Below are 17,737 nucleotides of genomic sequence, written 5' to 3'. Positions count from 1 at the left end.
CCTCGTTCCTGTTCTGGTTCCTTTTTGTTGTGTTGTGGGTGCCGGGGGGGGGGGGGTGTCCCCCCCGGGGGCCCCCGCCCCCCCCCCCCCCCGCCGCGGGGGGAGCCGAGGAGCCCGGCGCGCACGCGGCCGCGGCGAGAGCCACGACCCCGGCGGCGAGTACGGCACGCACCCGGGCGCCGCGCGGGTTCCGCGTCCGAACCCCGTGGGCCGAGGCGATCGTCGAGGCGATCATGGTGTCACTCCTTCTGGGCAGGCACGCGAGACGTCTCCGGGTTCTCGGGATCGCCGTGCGCTCCCGGCGGGGCGGCCTCGGACGCGGCGTGTGTTTCGTCCTTCGCGGTGTCTTCGGGCTGTCCGTACGGCCCGGCGGCCTTGGCCGGCGGCTCCTCGGACAGGGCGGCCATCCCCAGGTCGGCGTGCCGGGCGATGGTGGCGGCGGCCCGCCGTACCGCGCCCACGGGGACGGTGGGCACCAGCCTGTCGAGGAAGGCGTACCTGCGCGCCAGCGAGTCGGCGTAGGCGCCGCCGTGACCGGCCGCCGCCCGCACCTCGTGCCACCAGTCGGCGATGTCGCCCCAACCGGGCGCGGCCAGCGATCCGCCGAACTGCTGCACGGCCAGGGCCGCGCAGACCCCGGCGAACGCGAGCCTGTCGGCCAGCGGCCACTTGCAGAGGGTGCCGAGCACGATGCCCGCGCCGAAGACGTCCCCCGCGCCGGTCGGATCGAGCGCCGTCACCCGCGGTGCGGGAACGTACGCCTCCTCGCCGGTCAGGGAGTCGATGGCCATAGCCCCGTTGGCCCCGTCGGTGACGACGGCGAGGGGAACCCGGTCGGCGAGCTCGTACAGCGCGTCGCGTGGAGTGTCCGTGCCGGTGTAGGCCATCGCCTCGACCGCGTTGGGCATGAACGCGTGGCAGGTCGAGAGCTGGTCCAGCAGGGCGGGTGACCAGGTGCCCGACGGATCCCAGCCCACGTCGGCGAAGACGAGCGCGCCGTTGCGGTGCGCCAGCTCGGCCCATGAGCAGTTGTCGGACACGCCGAGCGGCTCGTCGGCGGACAGCGCCACGATCACGGCCCTCGACCGCAGCGGGGAGCCGATCATCTCCGAGGCCGACATGGGAGCGGGGTGGCCGTGCGTCACCATGCTGCGGTCGCGGTCGACGGCCATGGAGACCGTCACCGGTGAGTGCCAGTGCTCGAAGCGCCGCGACCTGGACAGGTCGACCGATTCCTGCTCGGCGAGGGTACGCCAGCAGAAGTCGCCGTAGTCGTCGTCGCCGAACGCGGCGGCCAGCGAGGTGCGCAGACCCAGCCGGCTGGTCGCGATGGCCAGATTGGCGATGCCTCCCGGGCACGAGCCCATGCCCTCGGCCCACATCTCGGTGCCCGCCGCGGGCATCGCGGCCAGCCCGGTGAAGACGATGTCGAGGAACACGGTGCCCGCTAAGAAGACGTCGAACTGCGGCCCCCCTGGGGTGCGCTGATCGGCGAGAGGGTCGTACGCCTGGACAGACACGGTGATGAGTCCTCCTCGACAGACCGAGATGTGCGCAATCTTGCACGTTTAACCGCGCATATCAAGTGTTTCGCGCGAGTAATTGGACCATCATGCTCGCTTCTGCGCGGAAATGACTGATAGGATCCACCCGTGCTTCAGCACCTCAGGCATGCGGAGATCATGCGCCGGGTCCGGCTCTCAGGTGCCACCAGCGTCGCCGACCTCGCCAGGCAGCTCGGCGTGAGCCCGTCGACCATTCGCAGGGACCTCGAGGTGCTCGACCGCGACGGCACGCTGAAGCGCGTGCGCGGGGGCGCGCTCGCCGACATGGACGCCGACGACGACCTGCCCTTCGCCGAGGTGGTGGCGCTCGCCGAGCAGGACAAGGAGGCCGTGGCCGTCCGCGCCGCGCAGCTCGTCCGCGACGGCGACGTGGTCCTGCTCGACATCGGCACCACGACGATGCGCCTGGCCCGCCACCTCCGCGGCCGCCGCATCACCGTGGTCACCTCCAGCCTCGCCGTCCTCGACGTGCTCCGCACCGATCCCGCGGTCGAGCTCCTGCTGCTCGGCGGCATGGTCCGCCGTACCTACCACTCGCTGGTCGGCGTGCTGACCGAGGAGGCGCTGAGCCAGGTGGTCGCCGACCGCGTGTTCCTGGGCGCGAGCGGCGTACGGCCGGACGGCCAGCTCGTCGACACCACGCTCGCCGAGGTGCCGGTGAAACGCGCCATGATCGCCGCGGCGGCCCAGGTGGTGCTGCTGGTCGACCGGCACAAGTTCCCCGGCACCGGCGCCCTGCGAGTGTGCGGGCCCGAGGACATCGATGTGATCGTCACGAACGATGGCGCCGACGGCATGACGCTGGGCAACTGCGCCGCCGCCGGCGCTGAGGTGCTGCTCGCGTGATCGCCTGGGCGCCCGCAGGTCCGATGAGAGACACCAGGCAGCTGAGGAGCCGCGATGAAACTGGCCGTTCTCGGAGGCGGAGGCTTCCGGGTCCCGCTCGTGTACGGCGCGCTTCTGCGTGACACCGCGAAGCCGCGCGTGGAGGAGGTGGTGCTGTACGACGTGTCGGCCGAGCGGCTTGCGGCCATGAGGCACGTGCTGGACCAGCTCGCCGCGGGACACGACGATCCGCCGCGGGTGCGGACCACCACCGACCTCGACAGCGCGCTGCGCGACGCCGCCTTCGTCTTCTCGGCCATCCGCGTCGGCGGTCTCGCGGGCCGTACCGCGGACGAGCGGGTCGCGCTGGAGCTGGGCCTGCTCGGTCAGGAGACGACAGGACCCGGCGGCATCGCGTTCGGGCTGCGCACCATCCCGGTGGCCGTCCGCATGGCCGAGCGGGTGGCCGCCCTCGCGCCCCGGGCCTGGGTCATCAACTTCACCAACCCGGCCGGCATGATCACCGAAGCCATGCGGACCGTCCTCGGCGACCGGGTGGTGGGCATCTGCGACTCGCCGATCGGACTGATCAGGCGGGCCGCCGCCGCCCTCGGCCTCGATCCGGCGCGCGCCTCACCCGACTACGTGGGGCTCAACCACCTCGGCTGGCTGCGCGGGCTCACCTACGACGGCCACGACGTGCTGCCGGACCTGCTCGCCGACGACACGGCCCTGCGGCAGGTCGAGGAGGCACGGATCTTCGGCGGCGACTGGGTGCGGACCCTGGGCGCGCTGCCCAACGAGTACCTGTACTACTACTACTTCACCCGCGAATCCGTCGCCGCGCTCAACGGCGCGGAGCAGACCCGCGGCGAGTCCCTGGTCGGGCAGCAGAGCCGGTTCTACGCCGCCGTACGGGAGCGGCCCCAGCACGCCCTCGCCGAGTGGATCAGGACACGCAGGGAACGCGACGAGACCTACATGGCCGAGACCCGGGACGTCGCCGACGCGGGTGAACGCGACGCCGCGGACCTGGAGGCCGGGGGGTACGAAGGCATCGCGCTCGCCCTCATGGCCGCCATCGCCCGCGGCGAGTCCTCGACCATGATCCTCAATGTCCGCAACGGCACGGCGGTGCCCGGCCTGCCCGCGGACGCGGTCGTCGAGATCCCCTGCGTGGTGAACGGCTCGGGAATCCGGCCGCTGGCCACCCGCCCGCTCCCCGGCCGCTTCCTGGGTCTCGTGCAACAGGTCAAGGCGGTGGAGCAGACGGCCATCGAGGCCGCCCTGTCCGGCTCGTCCCGCCTGGCGGTCGAGGCGTTCGCCCTGCATCCCCTGGTCGACTCGGTCGACACGGCGCGCAGGCTGCTCGACGGCTATCGGGCCCGGATCCCGGAGCTCGCCGCCGTTCTCCCCGGCTCCCCGTAGGACTACGTAGGTACCTACCTGCGGCTAATAGGTACCCATACGGGGGTTTATCCCGTCTCGCTCGTGCCGGTCCCCGAGGCAGGCTGAATGCTTAGCAAAGACCTCAGCCAACCGACGACCAGGTAAAGAAGGGTGCGAGCCGTGTGCCAGCACCAACCACCGTGTCCGCCAGCGGACGCTCCGCATCATGATTCTGCCCGGCTTGTGGCCTTCCACCCGGAACAGGGGTGGGGGCTGCTCTGCAACGGTGTCGTCATCTTCGATGACGCCGGTGAACTGCTGCCGGACGGCCGGAGCATCTCCACCGGACTTGTGCACGCTGGGAAAGAGGCATGAGGCGCGTGACCCCGAACCGGCTCCTGGCCTTCGCCGACGGCCTGCTCACTCGCGCCGTCCCCGGCGGCGGCGACCGGACGGCATCATGGGTGCTGTCGTCCGCGCCCTCCGCCCTGCCCACAGCACGGCGCATGACCCGCGCCCGGCTGGTGCGATGGGGACTTCAGGACCAGATCAAGGTGGCGGACCTGCTGGTCAGCGAGCTGGTCACCAACGCCCTGCGCGACAGCGGTGACAGGATCCGGCTCACACTCACCGCCGAGGACGGGCTGCTGCGCTGCGAGGTCGAGCACGCGGATCCCTCGCGCTCCCGGTGTCGCATGGGGCGCGAACACCTCCTGCTGGCCGACCTGGCCTGCTGCTGGGGCACCGCTCATACCTGCGAGGGGAAGGTCGTCTGGTTCGAGCTTCCCGCGCCCGGACTCGTCTGAGGGAACCGTCACCGTGCGAAGAATCCGGACCTCCAAGCCGAGGAGGCCGACCGACCTCCAGGCCCAGGACCTGCGGACACCGTCGGGACGGCCGCTGCCCTATTGACCACCGTTCTCAGGCGGCTCGTCGTCGGCCGCGCGGGCCTGCTCGCCGACCCAGACGGCGATCTGGGCGCGTGAGTGGAAGCCGAGCTTGCTCAAGATGTGTTCGATATGCCCCTCGGCGGTCCGCTGAGAGATCACCAGGGAGGCGGCGATCTCCTTGTTGGTCATGCCCTGGGCCACGAGACCGGCGATCTCCGTCTCCCGCGGGGTCAGCGGCGACGGGGCCTCGGCCGGCGTCTCCTCGACCTGCTTGTCCTCGCGGAGCGCGTAGGCGAGCGCCTCGTCGTAGGTGAGCTGGGCGCCATGCTTGAACGCGGTGTCGAAGGCCGAGTCGCCGAGTGCCTGGCGCGTGTGCAGCACGCATTCGTCGTGGTAGTGCGATAGGTGTCCGAAGCCCGACAGGGGGCCTCCTGTCGCCTGCCAGACAGTTTCCAGGATGCCCAGCAGCCGGGCCGCTCGCCGATACTGCTTCTCGGTGGCGGCGATCCAGGCCAGCACCTCCAGGTTGACCCCGACGCCCAGCGGGTCGTCGAGCTCGCGATTGAAGGACAGGCTCCTCGCCTCGAGCTCCGTCGCGCGCCCGGCGTCGCCCTGCCGCCAGACCTCCACGCCGAGCGCCATCATCATGTACGCCTTGTGCCAGCCTTCCCCGTGGGCGTCGCACAGGGCAAGGCACTCGTCGCCCAGCGAGATCGCCGGCTCCGAGTCGCCGCGGAAGGTGTACGCCAGGGACAGCCGGATGAGGGTCAGAGCCCTGCCCACGGGGTCACCGGTGGCGCGATGCCGGGCCAGCGCCTCCCGGTAGTGCGTGACGGCGCACTCGGCGTCACCCCCGCACATGGCGATCATTCCGGAGTAGAGCGCGACGTAGGCGAGGACGGAGTCGAGCCCCAGCCGCTCCCCGATGGACCGGCTCTCCTTGAGCATCGTCGTGGCGGAGGCGAGGTCGCCCTGGATGATGGCGAGCCAGCTGCTGGCCCACAGTGCCCGCGCACGTGCCTCGCTCGGTTCGGAGTCGGCGGCGAGTCCCCTGTCCAGCCAGCGGCGGCCCTCTCCCAGGTAGTAGCCGCTGATCCAGTGGTAGAGCAGGTCGGCGGCCATGTCGAGGCCGCCGGCGACCTGCGAGGGGTCGCCGAAGCAGTGCTCGAGAGCGGTGTGCAGGTTGGCGTGCTCGAGCCGCAACCTGGTGAACCAGGAGACCTGCGACGGCCCGAACAGCTGTTCCTGTGCCTGTGCCGACAGCGCTCGGTAGTAGTCGAGGTGCCGCTGTTTCAGCGCGGCCTCCTGGCCCGTGGCGACGAGCTTCTCCATGCCGTACTGACGGATGATCTCCAGTAGCCGGTAGCGGGCCTGCGGCCCGTGCTCCTCCCGGATCAGGATGGACTTGTCCACCAGCCCGCACACCAGGTCCAGGATCTCCTCGCGGGCGATGCCGTCGCCGGAACAGACGGCCTCGGCCGCCTCCAGATCCAGGCTGCCGGCGAACACCGACACGCGAGCCCACAGCGACTGCTCCTTCTCGGAGCAGAGGGCGTAGCTCCAGTCGATCAGCGCGCGGAGCGTCTGATGACGCGGGAGTACGGCCCGCGAGCCGGCGGTCAGCAGCCGGAACCGGTCGTCGAGGCGCTCGTGCAGCTGCTGGACGGACAGCGCGCGCAACCTGACGGCGGCCAGCTCGATCCCGAGCGGCAGGCCGTCCAGCCGCCGGCAGATCCCGACGACGACGTCCCTGTTGTCCTCTGTGAGGGCGAACGACGGGAGGACGGCTCTGGCCCGCTCGGTGAACAGGCAGACGGCGTCGCACTTGGCGAGCCTCTCGATGGGTACCCGCGCGCCGTCGATGTCGGGCAACGGGAGCGTGGGCACGGCCAGCGTCTGCTCGCCGGCGAAGCCGAGCGCCTCCCGGCTGGTGGCGAGGATGCTCAGCTGAGGGGCTCGGCGCAGCAGCATCTCGGCCAGTACGGCGCACTCGTGCACCAGATGCTCGCAGTTGTCGAGGATCACCAGCGTCTGCTTGTCCCGCAGATACTCGGCCAGCACCTCCACGGGCGAGCTGAGGCTGTGGTCGCGGATCTCCAGGGCCTCGGCCACGACCTGGGCGAGCATGTCCGGATTCTCGACGGCGGCCAGCTCCACGAACCACACCCCGCCGCGGAAGTCTCGTGCCACGTCGAGCGCCACCCGCAGAGCCAGCCGGGTCTTGCCGACGCCGCCCACGCCGGTCAAGGTCACCGCACGTGATAGGGGCAGGCATCGCTTGACCTCGGCCACTTCGTGCCGACGGCCTACGAAACTGGTCACCTCGGCCGGCAGCCTTGCCGTCTGCTGTCGCCTGGAGGCGCTCGTCGCTGTCATCGATTACCTCGCCGGCTCGGCCACCGATGGAGCGGAACCGAGACGTCATTCTTCAGGTTATGCGCAGGCCCTCACAGCTCTCCAACCTCAGTATCCTTGTGGCAATTCCTTACAAAACGGTAAAACCCTACGGAAACGCCCAAGCGTACTCTGGGTTCCATCGGCTCGGTCCCGGCGGCAAGGGCGCCTCGAGGGTCCGCGCCGGTGGAGCGTTCATGGGGGTGGCATCCAGGGGTTCGGAGATGCGGGGGCTGTCGGCCGAGCTGACCAGCTTCGTGGGCCGCCGGCGTGAGATAGCCGAGGGCAAGCGGATGCTGGCCGGCTCCAGGCTGGTGACCCTCGTCGGCGTGGGCGGCGTCGGCAAGACCCGGCTGGCCCTGCGGGTCGCGGCCGACGTGCGGCGCGCGTTCCGCGACGGCGTGTGCCTGGTCGAGCTCGCGGCGCTGGAGCGCCCCGACCTGCTCGTCCAGACGGTGATCGAGGCGCTGGAGATCGCGGACCTCTCCACGCGACCCCCGATCCAGGTGCTCGCCGACCACCTGCGCGACAGACAGCTGCTGATGGTCCTGGACAACTGCGAGCATCTGCTGCACGACTGCGCCGTCGTGGCGGAGACGCTGGCACGCGCCGCGCCCGACCTGAGGATCCTCGCCACCAGCCGGCAGGCGCTCGGCGTCGCCGGCGAGCAGACGATGGTCGTGCCGTCGCTGCCGCTGCCGGACGGCGACCTGTCGCGGCTGTCAGGAGAGTCGCTGGAGCAGTCCGACGCGGTGCGGTTGTTCGCCGAGCGGGCCAGGGCCGTCCTGCCCGGTTTCGCCGTCACCGACGACAACAGGGAAGCCGTGGCGAAGATCTGCCGGAACCTGGACGGCATTCCCCTGGCGATCGAACTGGCTGCCGTCCGGCTGCGAGTGGTCTCCGTTCGGCAGCTGCTGGACCGGCTGGAGGACCGGTTCAGGTTGCTCACGGCGGGACCCCGGGTGCTGCTGCCCCGCCAGCGGACGTTGCGGGGTTTGATCGACTGGAGCTACACCCTGTGCACGGAGAAGGAGCAGCTGCTCTGGGCACGCCTGTCGGTCTTCTCCGGCAGCCTCGACCTCGAGGCGGCCGAGCACGTGTGCTCAGGCGACGGCATCGCCGCCGAGGAGGTCGTCGACCTGGTGATCGGCCTGGTGGACAAGTCCATCCTGATCAGGGACGAACACCGGTCGAGGGTGCGATTCCGGTTGCTGGAGACCATCCGCCAGTACGGCAGGGACCGGCTGCGCGAGTCCGGCATGGAGGAGAAGCTCAGGCGCCGGCATCGCGACTGGTATCAGGACCTGGTGCTCCGCGCGCAGCACGGCTGGTTCGGGCCGGATCAGGTGGACTGGTACGCGCGCCTGCGCACCGAGCACGACAACCTCCGTACCGCCCTCGACTTCTGCCTCGCGGTGCAGGGAGAGGCGGAGTCCGGCCTGATCATCGCGGCGGCGCTGCGGTACTACTGGATCGCGTCCGACTCCCCTTACGAGGGCAGGATCTGGTTCAACCGCCTGCTCGCCGCCGATGGGCGGGCGACTCCCGTCCGCGCCCGTGCCCTCTGCGTCAAGGCGCGGCTCGCGGTCCTGCAGAGCGACTTCACGATGGCCGCGACCTTGCTGGACGAGTGCCGAGAGCTGGCCCGCGCGTTCGACGACCCGGCGATCACGGGAGCCGCCCAGTACGTCGCCGGCCTCGCGGCCCTGCTCCAGCAGGACCTCCCAGGGGCGCACACCCTCCTCAGCGAGGCGCTGGAGTACAGCCGCATGACGGACGACCAGATCGGCGTCGTCAACTCGTTGATCTACCTGGCCTCCACGCTCTCGATCCTCGGCCATTCCGACCAGGCGGTGGAGACGTTCGAGGAATGCCTGGCGATCTGCGAGCCGCGCCGCGAGAACTGGTTCCGGTCGTACGCGCTGTGGACGTACGGCATCGAGGTGTGGAAGCAGGGCGACACCCGGCGGGCGGTCGAGATGGAACGCGAGGCCATACGGCTCAAGGAGCCCTTCGACGACCGCCTTGGCATCGCCCTGTGCATCGAGGTCCTGGCATGGACGAGCTGCGGCGACGGCGAGCGCGCGGCGACGCTTCTCGGCGCCCTGCAGGAGATCTGGCGCTCTTTCGGCGGCCCCCTGTTCGGCTACCTCGCCGAACAGCACGACGCCTGCGAGCTGGCGGCCAGGGAGAGCCTCGGCGCCAGGGGGTTCGAGGCCGCCTTCCGCAAGGGCATGGCGCTCACCCCCGCCGAGGCGCTGGAGTACGCGATGCGGGAGGATACGCCGGAGCACGAGCCGTCGGCGAGTCCCTCACCGCTGACCCGCAGGGAGATGGAGATCGCCCGGCTGGTCGCCCAGGGCATGAGCAACAAGGCGATCGCGGCCGCGCTGGTGATCGCGCAGCGCACGGCGGAGGGACACGTCGAGCACATTCTCGGCAAGCTCGGGTTCAGCTCGCGCGTCCAGATCGCCGCCTGGGTCAGCCGGCAGGAACAGCCAGGGGACGATCAGAGCGATGTCGGAGGTATGCAGTGAGCCGGACCGAGAGCGTTCCTGTGGCCAGGACCGATCCGCTGATGGAGGGGACCACGTTCGTCGGACGCCGGCACGAGGTGTCGGAGGCCAGGCGGATGCTGTCCAGGACGCGGCTGCTGACCTTGACGGGAACGGGCGGTGTCGGCAAGACACGGCTGGCGGACAGGGTCGCGGGGACGCTCGAGCGCACGTACAGGGACGGCGTGGAGGTGGTCGAGCTGGCCACCCTGGAAGCCGGTGACCTGCTGGGACCGACCGTCGCCGCGGCGCTCGGCCTGCGGGACGCGGGAACCGACCCCATGACCATGCTGGTGGACTACCTGGCGGACAAGCGGATGCTGCTCGTGCTGGACAACTGCGAGCATCTGCTCGAGGACTGCGCCCGCCTCGTGGACCGGCTGCTGCGAGGTGCTCCCCGGTTGCGGATCCTGGCCACCAGCAGGCAGAGCCTGGGGGTGAGCGGCGAGCAGGTGCTGTCGGTCCCGTCGCTGCCCGTCCCTGACCGCGGCCACCAGCTCCGCGACATCGCCCGCCACGATTCGGTGCGGCTGTTCGTGGACCGCGCCGCGAGCGTGCGGCCCGGCTTCTCTCTTGACGCGAGGAACGCGGAGTGCCTGGCGCGGCTGGCCCAACGCCTGGAGGGGATTCCGCTGGCGATCGAGCTGGCCGCGGTGCGCCTGCGCACGGTGCCGCTGGAGCAGCTCAGCCGCGAGCTGGAGGAGCGCCTCGACATGCCGGCGCACGGGAGCCACGCCGCGCTGCCACGCCATCGGACGCTGCGCGCGACCATGGACTGGAGCTTCGATCTCTGCTCGCCGGCGGAACAGCGGCTATGGGCCCGGCTGTCGGCGTTCCCCGGCGGAGCCGACCTCGACACCGTGGAGGCGGTGTGCGCCGACGACGTGATCGACCTCGCCGATGTCGTCGATCTGCTGTCCGGGCTGGTGGACAAGTCGGTCCTGGTGGTCGATCACTGGGAGGCCGGAGTCAGGTACCGCATGCTGGAGAGCATCAGGGCGTACGGGAGCGAGCGGCTGGAGCCTTCGGAGGCGCTGGCGCTGCGCGGGCGGTACGTCGACCACTACCGGGACGTGGTGGAGAGACACAGGATCGACCGGCTCGTTCCCGACCAGCTCGAGCGCTACCGGCACCTGCAAGGGGAACTGCCCAACGTGCGCGCCGCGCTCGAGATGTGCCTGAGCGAGCAGAGCACGGCGGGCAAGGGCCTGGAGATCGCGACGGCGATGTGGTTCTACTGGCTGCTCGCCGGTTCCCTCACCGAGGGAAGGTACTGGCTGGAGCGCGGCCTGGACCTGGTGCCCGGATCCGGCGGCGCCCGGGGGATGGCGCTCTGGGTGGTCAGCATGCTCGCCCTCCGCCAGGGCGACCTGGACGTGGCGATGCCGCTGCTGGAGGAATGTCACGCCGTGGCACGGCAGGCGGGGAACGAGAGTGTCCTGCCGTTCGCCATCCGGACCTCCGGTGTCGCCGCGTTCTCCCTCGGCGACGCGCCACGCGGCCTCGCGCTCCTGGAGGAGTCGCTCGCCCTCCACCGCGCCGCGGGCGACATCGACAGCGTGGCCTTCAACCTCTACTACGGGGCCGCCTACGGCTCGATGGAGGACCCGGCGCGAGCCGTCCGGTTCGGTGAGGAACTGCTGGCGCTGTGCGAGGCTCATCACGCGCTGATGTCCCGTGGCCATGCCCAGCTTTCGCTCGGCATCGCCGCGTGGAACCTGGGTGACTGCGGCCGCGCCGAGGAACTGGTGAGCGAGGCCGCCGAGTTCACCAGGGAGATCAACGACCGGTGGTGCCTCACGCAGTGCCTGGAGGTGCTGGCCTGGACGGCCTGCCACCGGGAAGACCACGAACGGGCTGCCCGGATGCTGGGCGCGGCGCACGCGTTGTGGCAGGCGGTGGAGGCCTCGCCGAGCCGGCTGTGGTACCACGCGAGGTGGCACGAGCACTGCGCGGAGCGGGCCCGCCAAGAGCTGGGAGAGCGAGCGTTCACGGCGGCCTTCCGTGAGGGGGCGAGGCTGGGCCTGGAGCGCAGGGCCGTCTCCGCGGTCGGCGCGTGACGGTTGCGCCGCCCCGGCAGGTGAGGGGCTACCCGCACTTCCCGTTCAGCCAGGCGCGATAGTCCTTGGTGTAGTTGGTCATCACGCTCTTCGGAGCCTGGTTCAGAACCGCCTGCCATCGGGCCGTGTTACCGCGCCAGGCCGGAGGCGGCTCGTTCCATCCGACGCTGTCGGTCCACCTGGCGGCCGATCCCTTGAGGAGTCCAGGGTGGCGCCTGGCGAGCTCCCCCTGAATCCAGGAGTCCGTCGAATAGACCATGATCCGCTGGGCGCTCTGCCGTTCGACGATGGGGTCCGAGATTTCCTTCCACGCGTTCGCCGCATGGCTGGAGGTGAGAACGGCCTTCGCCTCGGGCTTGATCTCCAGCAGGGCGACCAGGTCCTTGGAGCGCACGTGGTCCAGCCACTCGCGGAGGGTGTACACCGGCTCGCCGGTGTAGGGGCCGCGGAGGATGCGGCGAGCCCGCAGGTTGTCGCTCCCGTAGGCCCACCAGATATCGGTGATGTTCCGCCTGGCTCCGGTCAGGCCGTTGGTGGACGTGTTGTGCCACATCACCGCCTTGGTGCCCTCCTTGGTGAGCTGGACGTCGCCTTCGACGCCTCCCGCGCCCCAGGACTTCTGGTCGTCGACGGCACGGTCGTTGTTGGGCTGGCGAACCTGGTCCTTCGCCATGTCGCCCGGGTTCTCGGGATAGCCGCCGTGTCCGAAGATCAGCGGGCAAGCCGGTGCGCCGGAGGCGGCGGCGGACGTCGGCGGGACCCCGGCAAGCGAGCCTGCCGCGAAGGCGGCAACCGTCAACGCGACCCTGGCCCTGCGATTCGTCATCATGCGCCACCCCGGGGAGACTGCCGAACAGAACGGATGATCTACGTGGTGCAGCCTAGCCGGGGCGCGGGGCTAGCTCATGCGGAAGTCGTACGCGGCAGGGAGAGCGGAGTCCTCGCCGTGACAGGCGAACCAGAGGTCGTCCAGGGCGTTCTCGCCCTCGCGAAGATCGGGCACGACCAGGCCCTCCTCCAGGATGCGGCCGGCTCTGGCGCGGTCGCCCGCGGCCAGGGCGGCCTGCGCCTCAAGCAGGCGGGTACGCCCGTGGGCCCGGTCGTCGGGATCGAGGTGGTCGACGAGCGCCAGCGCGTCGGCAGGGCGGCCGGCGGCGATCAGGGCGGCGAGGGTCTCGATGGTGAGCGGCCGTACGGCCGGCGCCAGCGTGTGCGCCTCAAGGAGAAGAACGGCCGCCGCCGCGTCGTCGCCGTCGATTCGATGGGACTCGGCCAGCGCCCGTAGAACCAGGGGGTGGCGCCGTACGGCCATCGCCTTACCCCATGCGCCCAGAGCGCCGGCCCGGTCGCCGGTGGCCCACAGGTTGAGGCCCAGGTGGTAGAGGCCGTGCCAGTCCGCCGCCTCGCGCAGCAGGCTCAGCCAGCGCGGCCCGACCACGCACACCGCCTCGCCCGGCAGGTCGCCCTCTTCCAGGAGGGTCAGCCACGGCGCCTGCTCCTCGCCGAGCGTGTCGTCGGGGAACGGCGTGGCCGCCGAATCCGGCAGCCCTCCGGCCCGGCGCTCCAGCGCTCCCCACCCGGACCCTCGGTAAATCACCTCCGTGATGGGGCGATCGGTCCACACGCCGGCCGCCGGCCGCTGCGAGGTGGGCCGAGTCCAGGGGATCGTTCGGGCGATCGCCTCGGCCGCCGCGCCGGCCTGCTCGTAGGGGGCGTGCGGGTGGGGGAGGATGAGGGGGCTGTAGGTCTCCGTCCAGGTCCAGGTGGTCATGCCGGGGAGGGGGAGGTGCTGCAGCTGGGTGCGGGCCAGGCCGCCCTGGATCTCCAGGTAGGGGGAGTGGGGGCCGGAGAGCCAGTGCTGCCAGTTGGTGCCGCCGGGAGAGGTGCCCCAGCCGAACAGTTTGCGGCCCTTCATGCGGGGGGTGGAGGTGTGGAGCAGGCCGTGGCCTTCGGCGTCGACGGCGGCTATCCAGGGAGTGTCGGAGGTGACATGGAAGAAGTAGTCGGCGGCTGAGCGCCAGGTCCCCGGACGGCTGGTGTCGGGGTCGCCCGGGTAGGGGACGGTGGTCAGGCGCTGGGCGTGACCGAAGTGATCGGCCTGGGTGGCGGGGGCCAGCACGCGGGTGCCGGGGGTCTGCGGGACGGCGATGTTGGACCACCAGTAGACCGGTACGGTCTCCTGGCGCGGGTTGCGGACGGTGACGGACACGACCAGAGCGGGAGAGCCGGGCGGGAGACTGGCGTCGATCTGGACCACCAGGCCGCGCATGCGCTCGTACTCGTACAGCCGAAGCACGGGGTACGGCGCGTCCACCCAGGCCGCGTGCAGCGGGTCGCAGGTCAGAGCCCAGTGGCCGGTCGTGCCGAGGTTCCACTCCACGCCGCCGGCGAACCACGCGTCACGCAGGGCGAGGTTGGCCGGTTGGATCACCGGGTTGCGGTGCAGCAGCTCCCGGCCGGTGGCGAGGTCGACCAGAGACCACAGCCGCCCGCCGAGCCCTGGCAGGAACACCGCCCGCAGCCGCTCGTTCTCCAGCGTGATCGCGGGCACCTCCCGCACGACCGGGTCGCGCCGGTAGGAGTCGCGCTTGCCGTACGGGAGCATCGAGGGCGGGTGCCCGAAGTCGGGGATCACCACGGCGGGTGGCCGCAGGATCGGGAGCGGGCTGACCGGCCCGGCGTCGGCGATGGTGAGCTGCATCCGGTCGTGACCCCTTCGCGCAGAACGTTTTAAGGAGATCTGCTGCGAACGTTAGGGACCTTTCCTGGCCGCTGTCAATGCCGCGAGCGTTGCGTATAACAGTCCGAATACGAGCCATTGACGGCAGCACTGTGCAGCTCTACCGTCCAGTCCAGCAATTTGAAACGTTTTATTGCACGCTCGGGGGAAGACCTCGTGAGGAGCCTGCCCATGGCAGTCAGACCCGCCCCGCTCGCAGCCTTATCCCTCCTGTTCGTCTCCATGCTCGTGGCCGTCCCCGCCCACGCGGCGGCCCTCTCCGTCTGGGTGCAGAGCGCGGCCGACCGGGCGTTCTCGTCGACCACCCGCCCGTCCGGCGCCCCTGCGTCGATCGCGTTGCGGGCGGCCCGCGGTGAGACCGAGGCCGCCCAGATCCTGGTCAGGTCGGCTGCCCCCGCCACCGGAGTGCAGGTCGTGGCCGGCGCGCTGAGCGGCCAGGGCGGCGCCGTGATCCCCGCGTCGGCGATCACCGTCAGGCGCGAGTACAACCACCCGCGCATCTCCAAGATCGGCGTCCACCAGAACCCGCCCGACGGCGGCACCGCCTACTACGACGCGCTGGTGGAGAACACCCCGCAGTCCCTGGCCGCCAACCTCACCCTGCCCTACCACTACAGCGTCCGCGTGCCGGCGTCCCAGGCCCCGGGCACCTACACCGGCACCGCCACCATCAGGAGCGATGCCGGCGACGTCGCGGTGAACGTCGCCGTCACGGTCTACGACGTCACGGTCCCGCCCGCCAACCAGTCGACGTTCAAGATGAACAACTGGTTCACCTCGGCCGGCTGGGACTACAACGGCACGATCAGGGCCATCCCCGCCCAGTACGGCGTGCAGATGTTCGACGCCAACTGGTGGCGGGTCATCGAGAACATCGCGGCCGACCACGCCAGGCATCGCAACAACGTGATTTTCGCCGACTTCCAGGCCCTGCTCATCCCCGACACGACCGTGGACGCGGCGGGCGCCTACACCTTCGGCTGGGGCACCTTCGACAGGTTCGTCCAGACCTTCGTCGACGCGGGGGCGATGCAGTACATCTACACCCCGCACCTGCTCGAGGGCCTGCCGAACGACGTCGTCAAGCTGGACATGATCAAGAAGGTAAACGGCGTCGTCCAGCGGGTCCTCGCCGACCCGAACACCCCCGAGACCAACGCCTACCTCGCCCACCTCTTCCCCGCGCTCAAGGCCCACCTGGACGCCAAGGGCTGGACGAACCTCTTCTACATGAGCGCGCTGGACGAGCCGTCCACCGCCAACCAGGTCAATGCCGCCAAGTGGCTCTACGCCGCGTACCGGCAGTACTTCCCCCACCCGCTGACCAACGAGGCCCACCTGGCCGTGCTGCCCGCGATGGAGGGCGACCTCACCACCGCCACGCCGTACACCGGCCTCTACGACGCGAACGTCGGCTACTACCAGCGCCGCCGCCTGAGCGGTGCCGACCTGTGGCTCTACAACTGCATCGTCCCGCAGGACAAGCGGATGAACCGGTTCATCTCCTACCACCTGGCCTCGACCAGACTCACCCCCTGGCTCACCTGGAAGATCGGCGGGACCGGCTACCTGCACTGGGGCTGGAACTTCTGGTGGGACTTCAGCGACCTCAACCGGCCCTCCGACACCTTCGACGACTGGCAGACCGGCGACAACTGGCTGGTCCGGCCGAACAAGGCCGCCTACGACATCTACGACAGCGTGCGCAGCGAGGCCCAGCTGGACGGACTGGAGGACGTGGAGCTGCTGAACCTGCTGGCGCGGACCAAGCCGGTCACCGCGCGGGCCATCGCCGACACCGTCATCACCGACTCGATCTCCTACGAGCAGTCCGGCCTGGAGGTAGACAACCGGCACCGGCAGATCCTCGACGCGCTCGTCTCTCCCGGCCCCGACCTGAGCTTCCCCTACGCCGACGACTTCGCCGCGGGCGAGACGAGCTGGCGGCACAGCGCGGGCACCTGGTCGGTCAGCGGCGGCGAGTACGTCCAGTCCGACTCCTCCGCCAACTGGGGCATCACGGCCGCGCTGGAAGGCAGGGCCTACCGCGACGTGGTGGCCGGCGTCGACCTGCGGATCACCGGGGTGAACGCCAACGGCGGCAGCACCAACTGGGCCGGGATCATGGTGCGCAACCTGAACGCCACCGACATGGACACCGGCTACCTGGTCGCGCTGCGCGACAACGGCCAGGTCTTCGTCTACCGCAGCGGCGTCTCGCTCGGCTCCGCCGCCGTGCCCGGCTACGTCTCCGGTCAGTGGACCAGACTGCGGGTGGCCGCGCGCGGCGGCACCATCACCGTGTACGCGGGGGCGAAGAAGGTCCTCACCGTCACCGACAACGCCTACCCGGTGGGCGGCCTGGCCCTGGTGACAGGCGGCGCGAGCGCCCGCTTCGACAACGTACGGGTCAACCCGGAGACCAACCCGGCGGAGGGCCGCGTCGTGACGACGTCCAGCTCCTACGAGGGCGACGGCTGGTCCGCCCCCGCCGCCGTCGACGGCACCCGCACCGGCATCGGCTGGAGCAGTTCCACCGCGAACATGGGCGTCAACCACACCGAGTGGATCCAGCTCGACCTCGGCGCCGCCAGGCCCCTGAGCCGCGTGGACCTCCACCCCCGCTCCGACGGCTCGAACACCGGCCTCGGCTTCCCCGTGGACTTCACGGTCCAGGTCTCGGCCGACGGCTCGTCCTGGACGACGGTCGCCACCAGAACCGGGTTCCCCCGGCCGGGCGCGGGCGCGCAGACGTTCCCGTTCCCGACGGCCAACGTCCGCTACGTCAAGGTGACCGGCACGAACCTCAGCACCGACCAGCTCGGGCACTACCACATGCAGCTGGCCGAGATCGAGGCCGTCGGCGGCAACCTCGCCGCGGGACGCCCGGTGACCGCGTCCAGCTCGGTGGAGTACCGCAACGAAGGCTGGCTCCGGACCAACCTCACCGACGGCTCGCGCTCGGCGCTCTGGCACTCCATGGGCTGGAGCAGCCTCCCCGGTACGGCGAGCCGTACCGAATGGGCGGCCGTCGACCTCGGCGGCCCGAGCCTGGTCTCCAGGGTGGACCTCTACGCCAGGTCGGACGGAGAGAACACCGGCAACGGCTTCCCCGTGGACTTCACGGTCCAGGTCTCGGCCGACGGCTCGTCCTGGACGACGGTCGCCACCAGAACCGGACACCCGCGTCCTGGCGCGACGGCGCAGGCCTTCTCCTTCCCGCAAGTCACGGCGCGGCACATCCGGGTCGTCGGGACCGGCCACCGCAACGACCCGTACCACATGCAGCTCGCCGAGCTCGAAGTCCACTAGGAGAAGC

At 70.6% G+C, this 17,737-nt stretch carries 11 protein-coding genes; 7 read left to right on the top strand and 4 right to left on the bottom strand.

Annotated features, from left to right (window positions below; translation table 11 throughout):
* Positions 1–239: 239 nt before the first annotated feature.
* Positions 240–1,520 carry a carbohydrate kinase family protein gene (locus AB0B45_RS03595; RefSeq protein WP_358124594.1) on the bottom strand — a complete coding sequence of 427 codons (1,281 nt, stop codon included), beginning with the start codon at positions 1,518–1,520 and terminating at the stop codon, positions 240–242.
* A gap of 132 nt (positions 1,521–1,652) precedes the next feature.
* Here AB0B45_RS03595 and AB0B45_RS03590 point away from each other — a divergent pair, with 132 nt between their 5' ends.
* The 4 genes from AB0B45_RS03590 to AB0B45_RS03575 all read left to right on the top strand — a co-directional run bounded on the left by AB0B45_RS03590 (position 1,653) and on the right by AB0B45_RS03575 (position 4,585).
* Positions 1,653–2,411, top strand: coding sequence for a DeoR/GlpR family DNA-binding transcription regulator (locus AB0B45_RS03590; RefSeq protein WP_358124592.1), 759 nt, complete (start codon positions 1,653–1,655; stop codon positions 2,409–2,411).
* 54 nt (positions 2,412–2,465) lie between these two features.
* Positions 2,466–3,818, top strand: coding sequence for a 6-phospho-beta-glucosidase (locus tag AB0B45_RS03585; protein ID WP_358124590.1), 1,353 nt, complete (start codon positions 2,466–2,468; stop codon positions 3,816–3,818).
* Between the two features lie 141 nt (positions 3,819–3,959).
* Complete coding sequence (locus AB0B45_RS03580) at positions 3,960–4,154, top strand: DUF5999 family protein (protein WP_358124588.1); 195 nt, start codon at positions 3,960–3,962, stop codon at positions 4,152–4,154.
* Complete coding sequence (locus AB0B45_RS03575; RefSeq protein ID WP_358124586.1) at positions 4,151–4,585, top strand: ATP-binding protein; 435 nt, start codon at positions 4,151–4,153, stop codon at positions 4,583–4,585. The genes AB0B45_RS03580 and AB0B45_RS03575 overlap by 4 nt, the downstream gene beginning before the upstream one ends.
* A gap of 99 nt (positions 4,586–4,684) precedes the next feature.
* On the opposite strand, the gene AB0B45_RS03570 is transcribed toward AB0B45_RS03575, so the two are convergent.
* Positions 4,685–6,922 (bottom strand): LuxR C-terminal-related transcriptional regulator, encoded by a 2,238-nt coding sequence (locus AB0B45_RS03570; RefSeq protein ID WP_358124584.1) that lies wholly within the window; start codon positions 6,920–6,922, stop codon positions 4,685–4,687.
* A gap of 338 nt (positions 6,923–7,260) precedes the next feature.
* Here AB0B45_RS03570 and AB0B45_RS03565 point away from each other — a divergent pair, with 338 nt between their 5' ends.
* Entirely contained in the window at positions 7,261–9,600 is a 2,340-nt protein-coding gene (locus AB0B45_RS03565; protein WP_358124581.1) for a LuxR C-terminal-related transcriptional regulator, read from the top strand.
* A complete protein-coding gene (locus AB0B45_RS03560) occupies positions 9,597–11,678 on the top strand; it encodes an AAA family ATPase (protein ID WP_358124578.1) in 2,082 nt (693 codons plus the stop codon). The genes AB0B45_RS03565 and AB0B45_RS03560 overlap by 4 nt, the downstream gene beginning before the upstream one ends.
* Positions 11,679–11,706: 28 nt before the next feature.
* On the opposite strand, the gene AB0B45_RS03555 is transcribed toward AB0B45_RS03560, so the two are convergent.
* Together AB0B45_RS03555 and AB0B45_RS03550 are read right to left on the bottom strand one after the other, a co-directional pair.
* Positions 11,707–12,507 (bottom strand): glycerophosphodiester phosphodiesterase family protein, encoded by an 801-nt coding sequence (locus AB0B45_RS03555; RefSeq protein ID WP_358124575.1) that lies wholly within the window; start codon positions 12,505–12,507, stop codon positions 11,707–11,709.
* Between the two features lie 69 nt (positions 12,508–12,576).
* Entirely contained in the window at positions 12,577–14,379 is a 1,803-nt protein-coding gene (locus AB0B45_RS03550; protein WP_358124572.1) for a DUF5107 domain-containing protein, read from the bottom strand.
* A 210-nt stretch (positions 14,380–14,589) separates the two neighbouring features.
* On the opposite strand from AB0B45_RS03550, the gene AB0B45_RS03545 reads away from it, so the two are divergent.
* A complete protein-coding gene (locus AB0B45_RS03545) occupies positions 14,590–17,730 on the top strand; it encodes a discoidin domain-containing protein (protein WP_358124569.1) in 3,141 nt (1,046 codons plus the stop codon).
* Positions 17,731–17,737 lie beyond the last annotated feature (7 nt).

Source organism: Nonomuraea sp. NPDC049152, from assembly GCF_040648355.1.
GTDB lineage: Bacteria > Actinomycetota > Actinomycetes > Streptosporangiales > Streptosporangiaceae > Nonomuraea.
The sequence above is the reverse complement of the archived record's forward strand: the minus strand, read 5'-3'. Positions and strand labels throughout refer to the sequence as shown.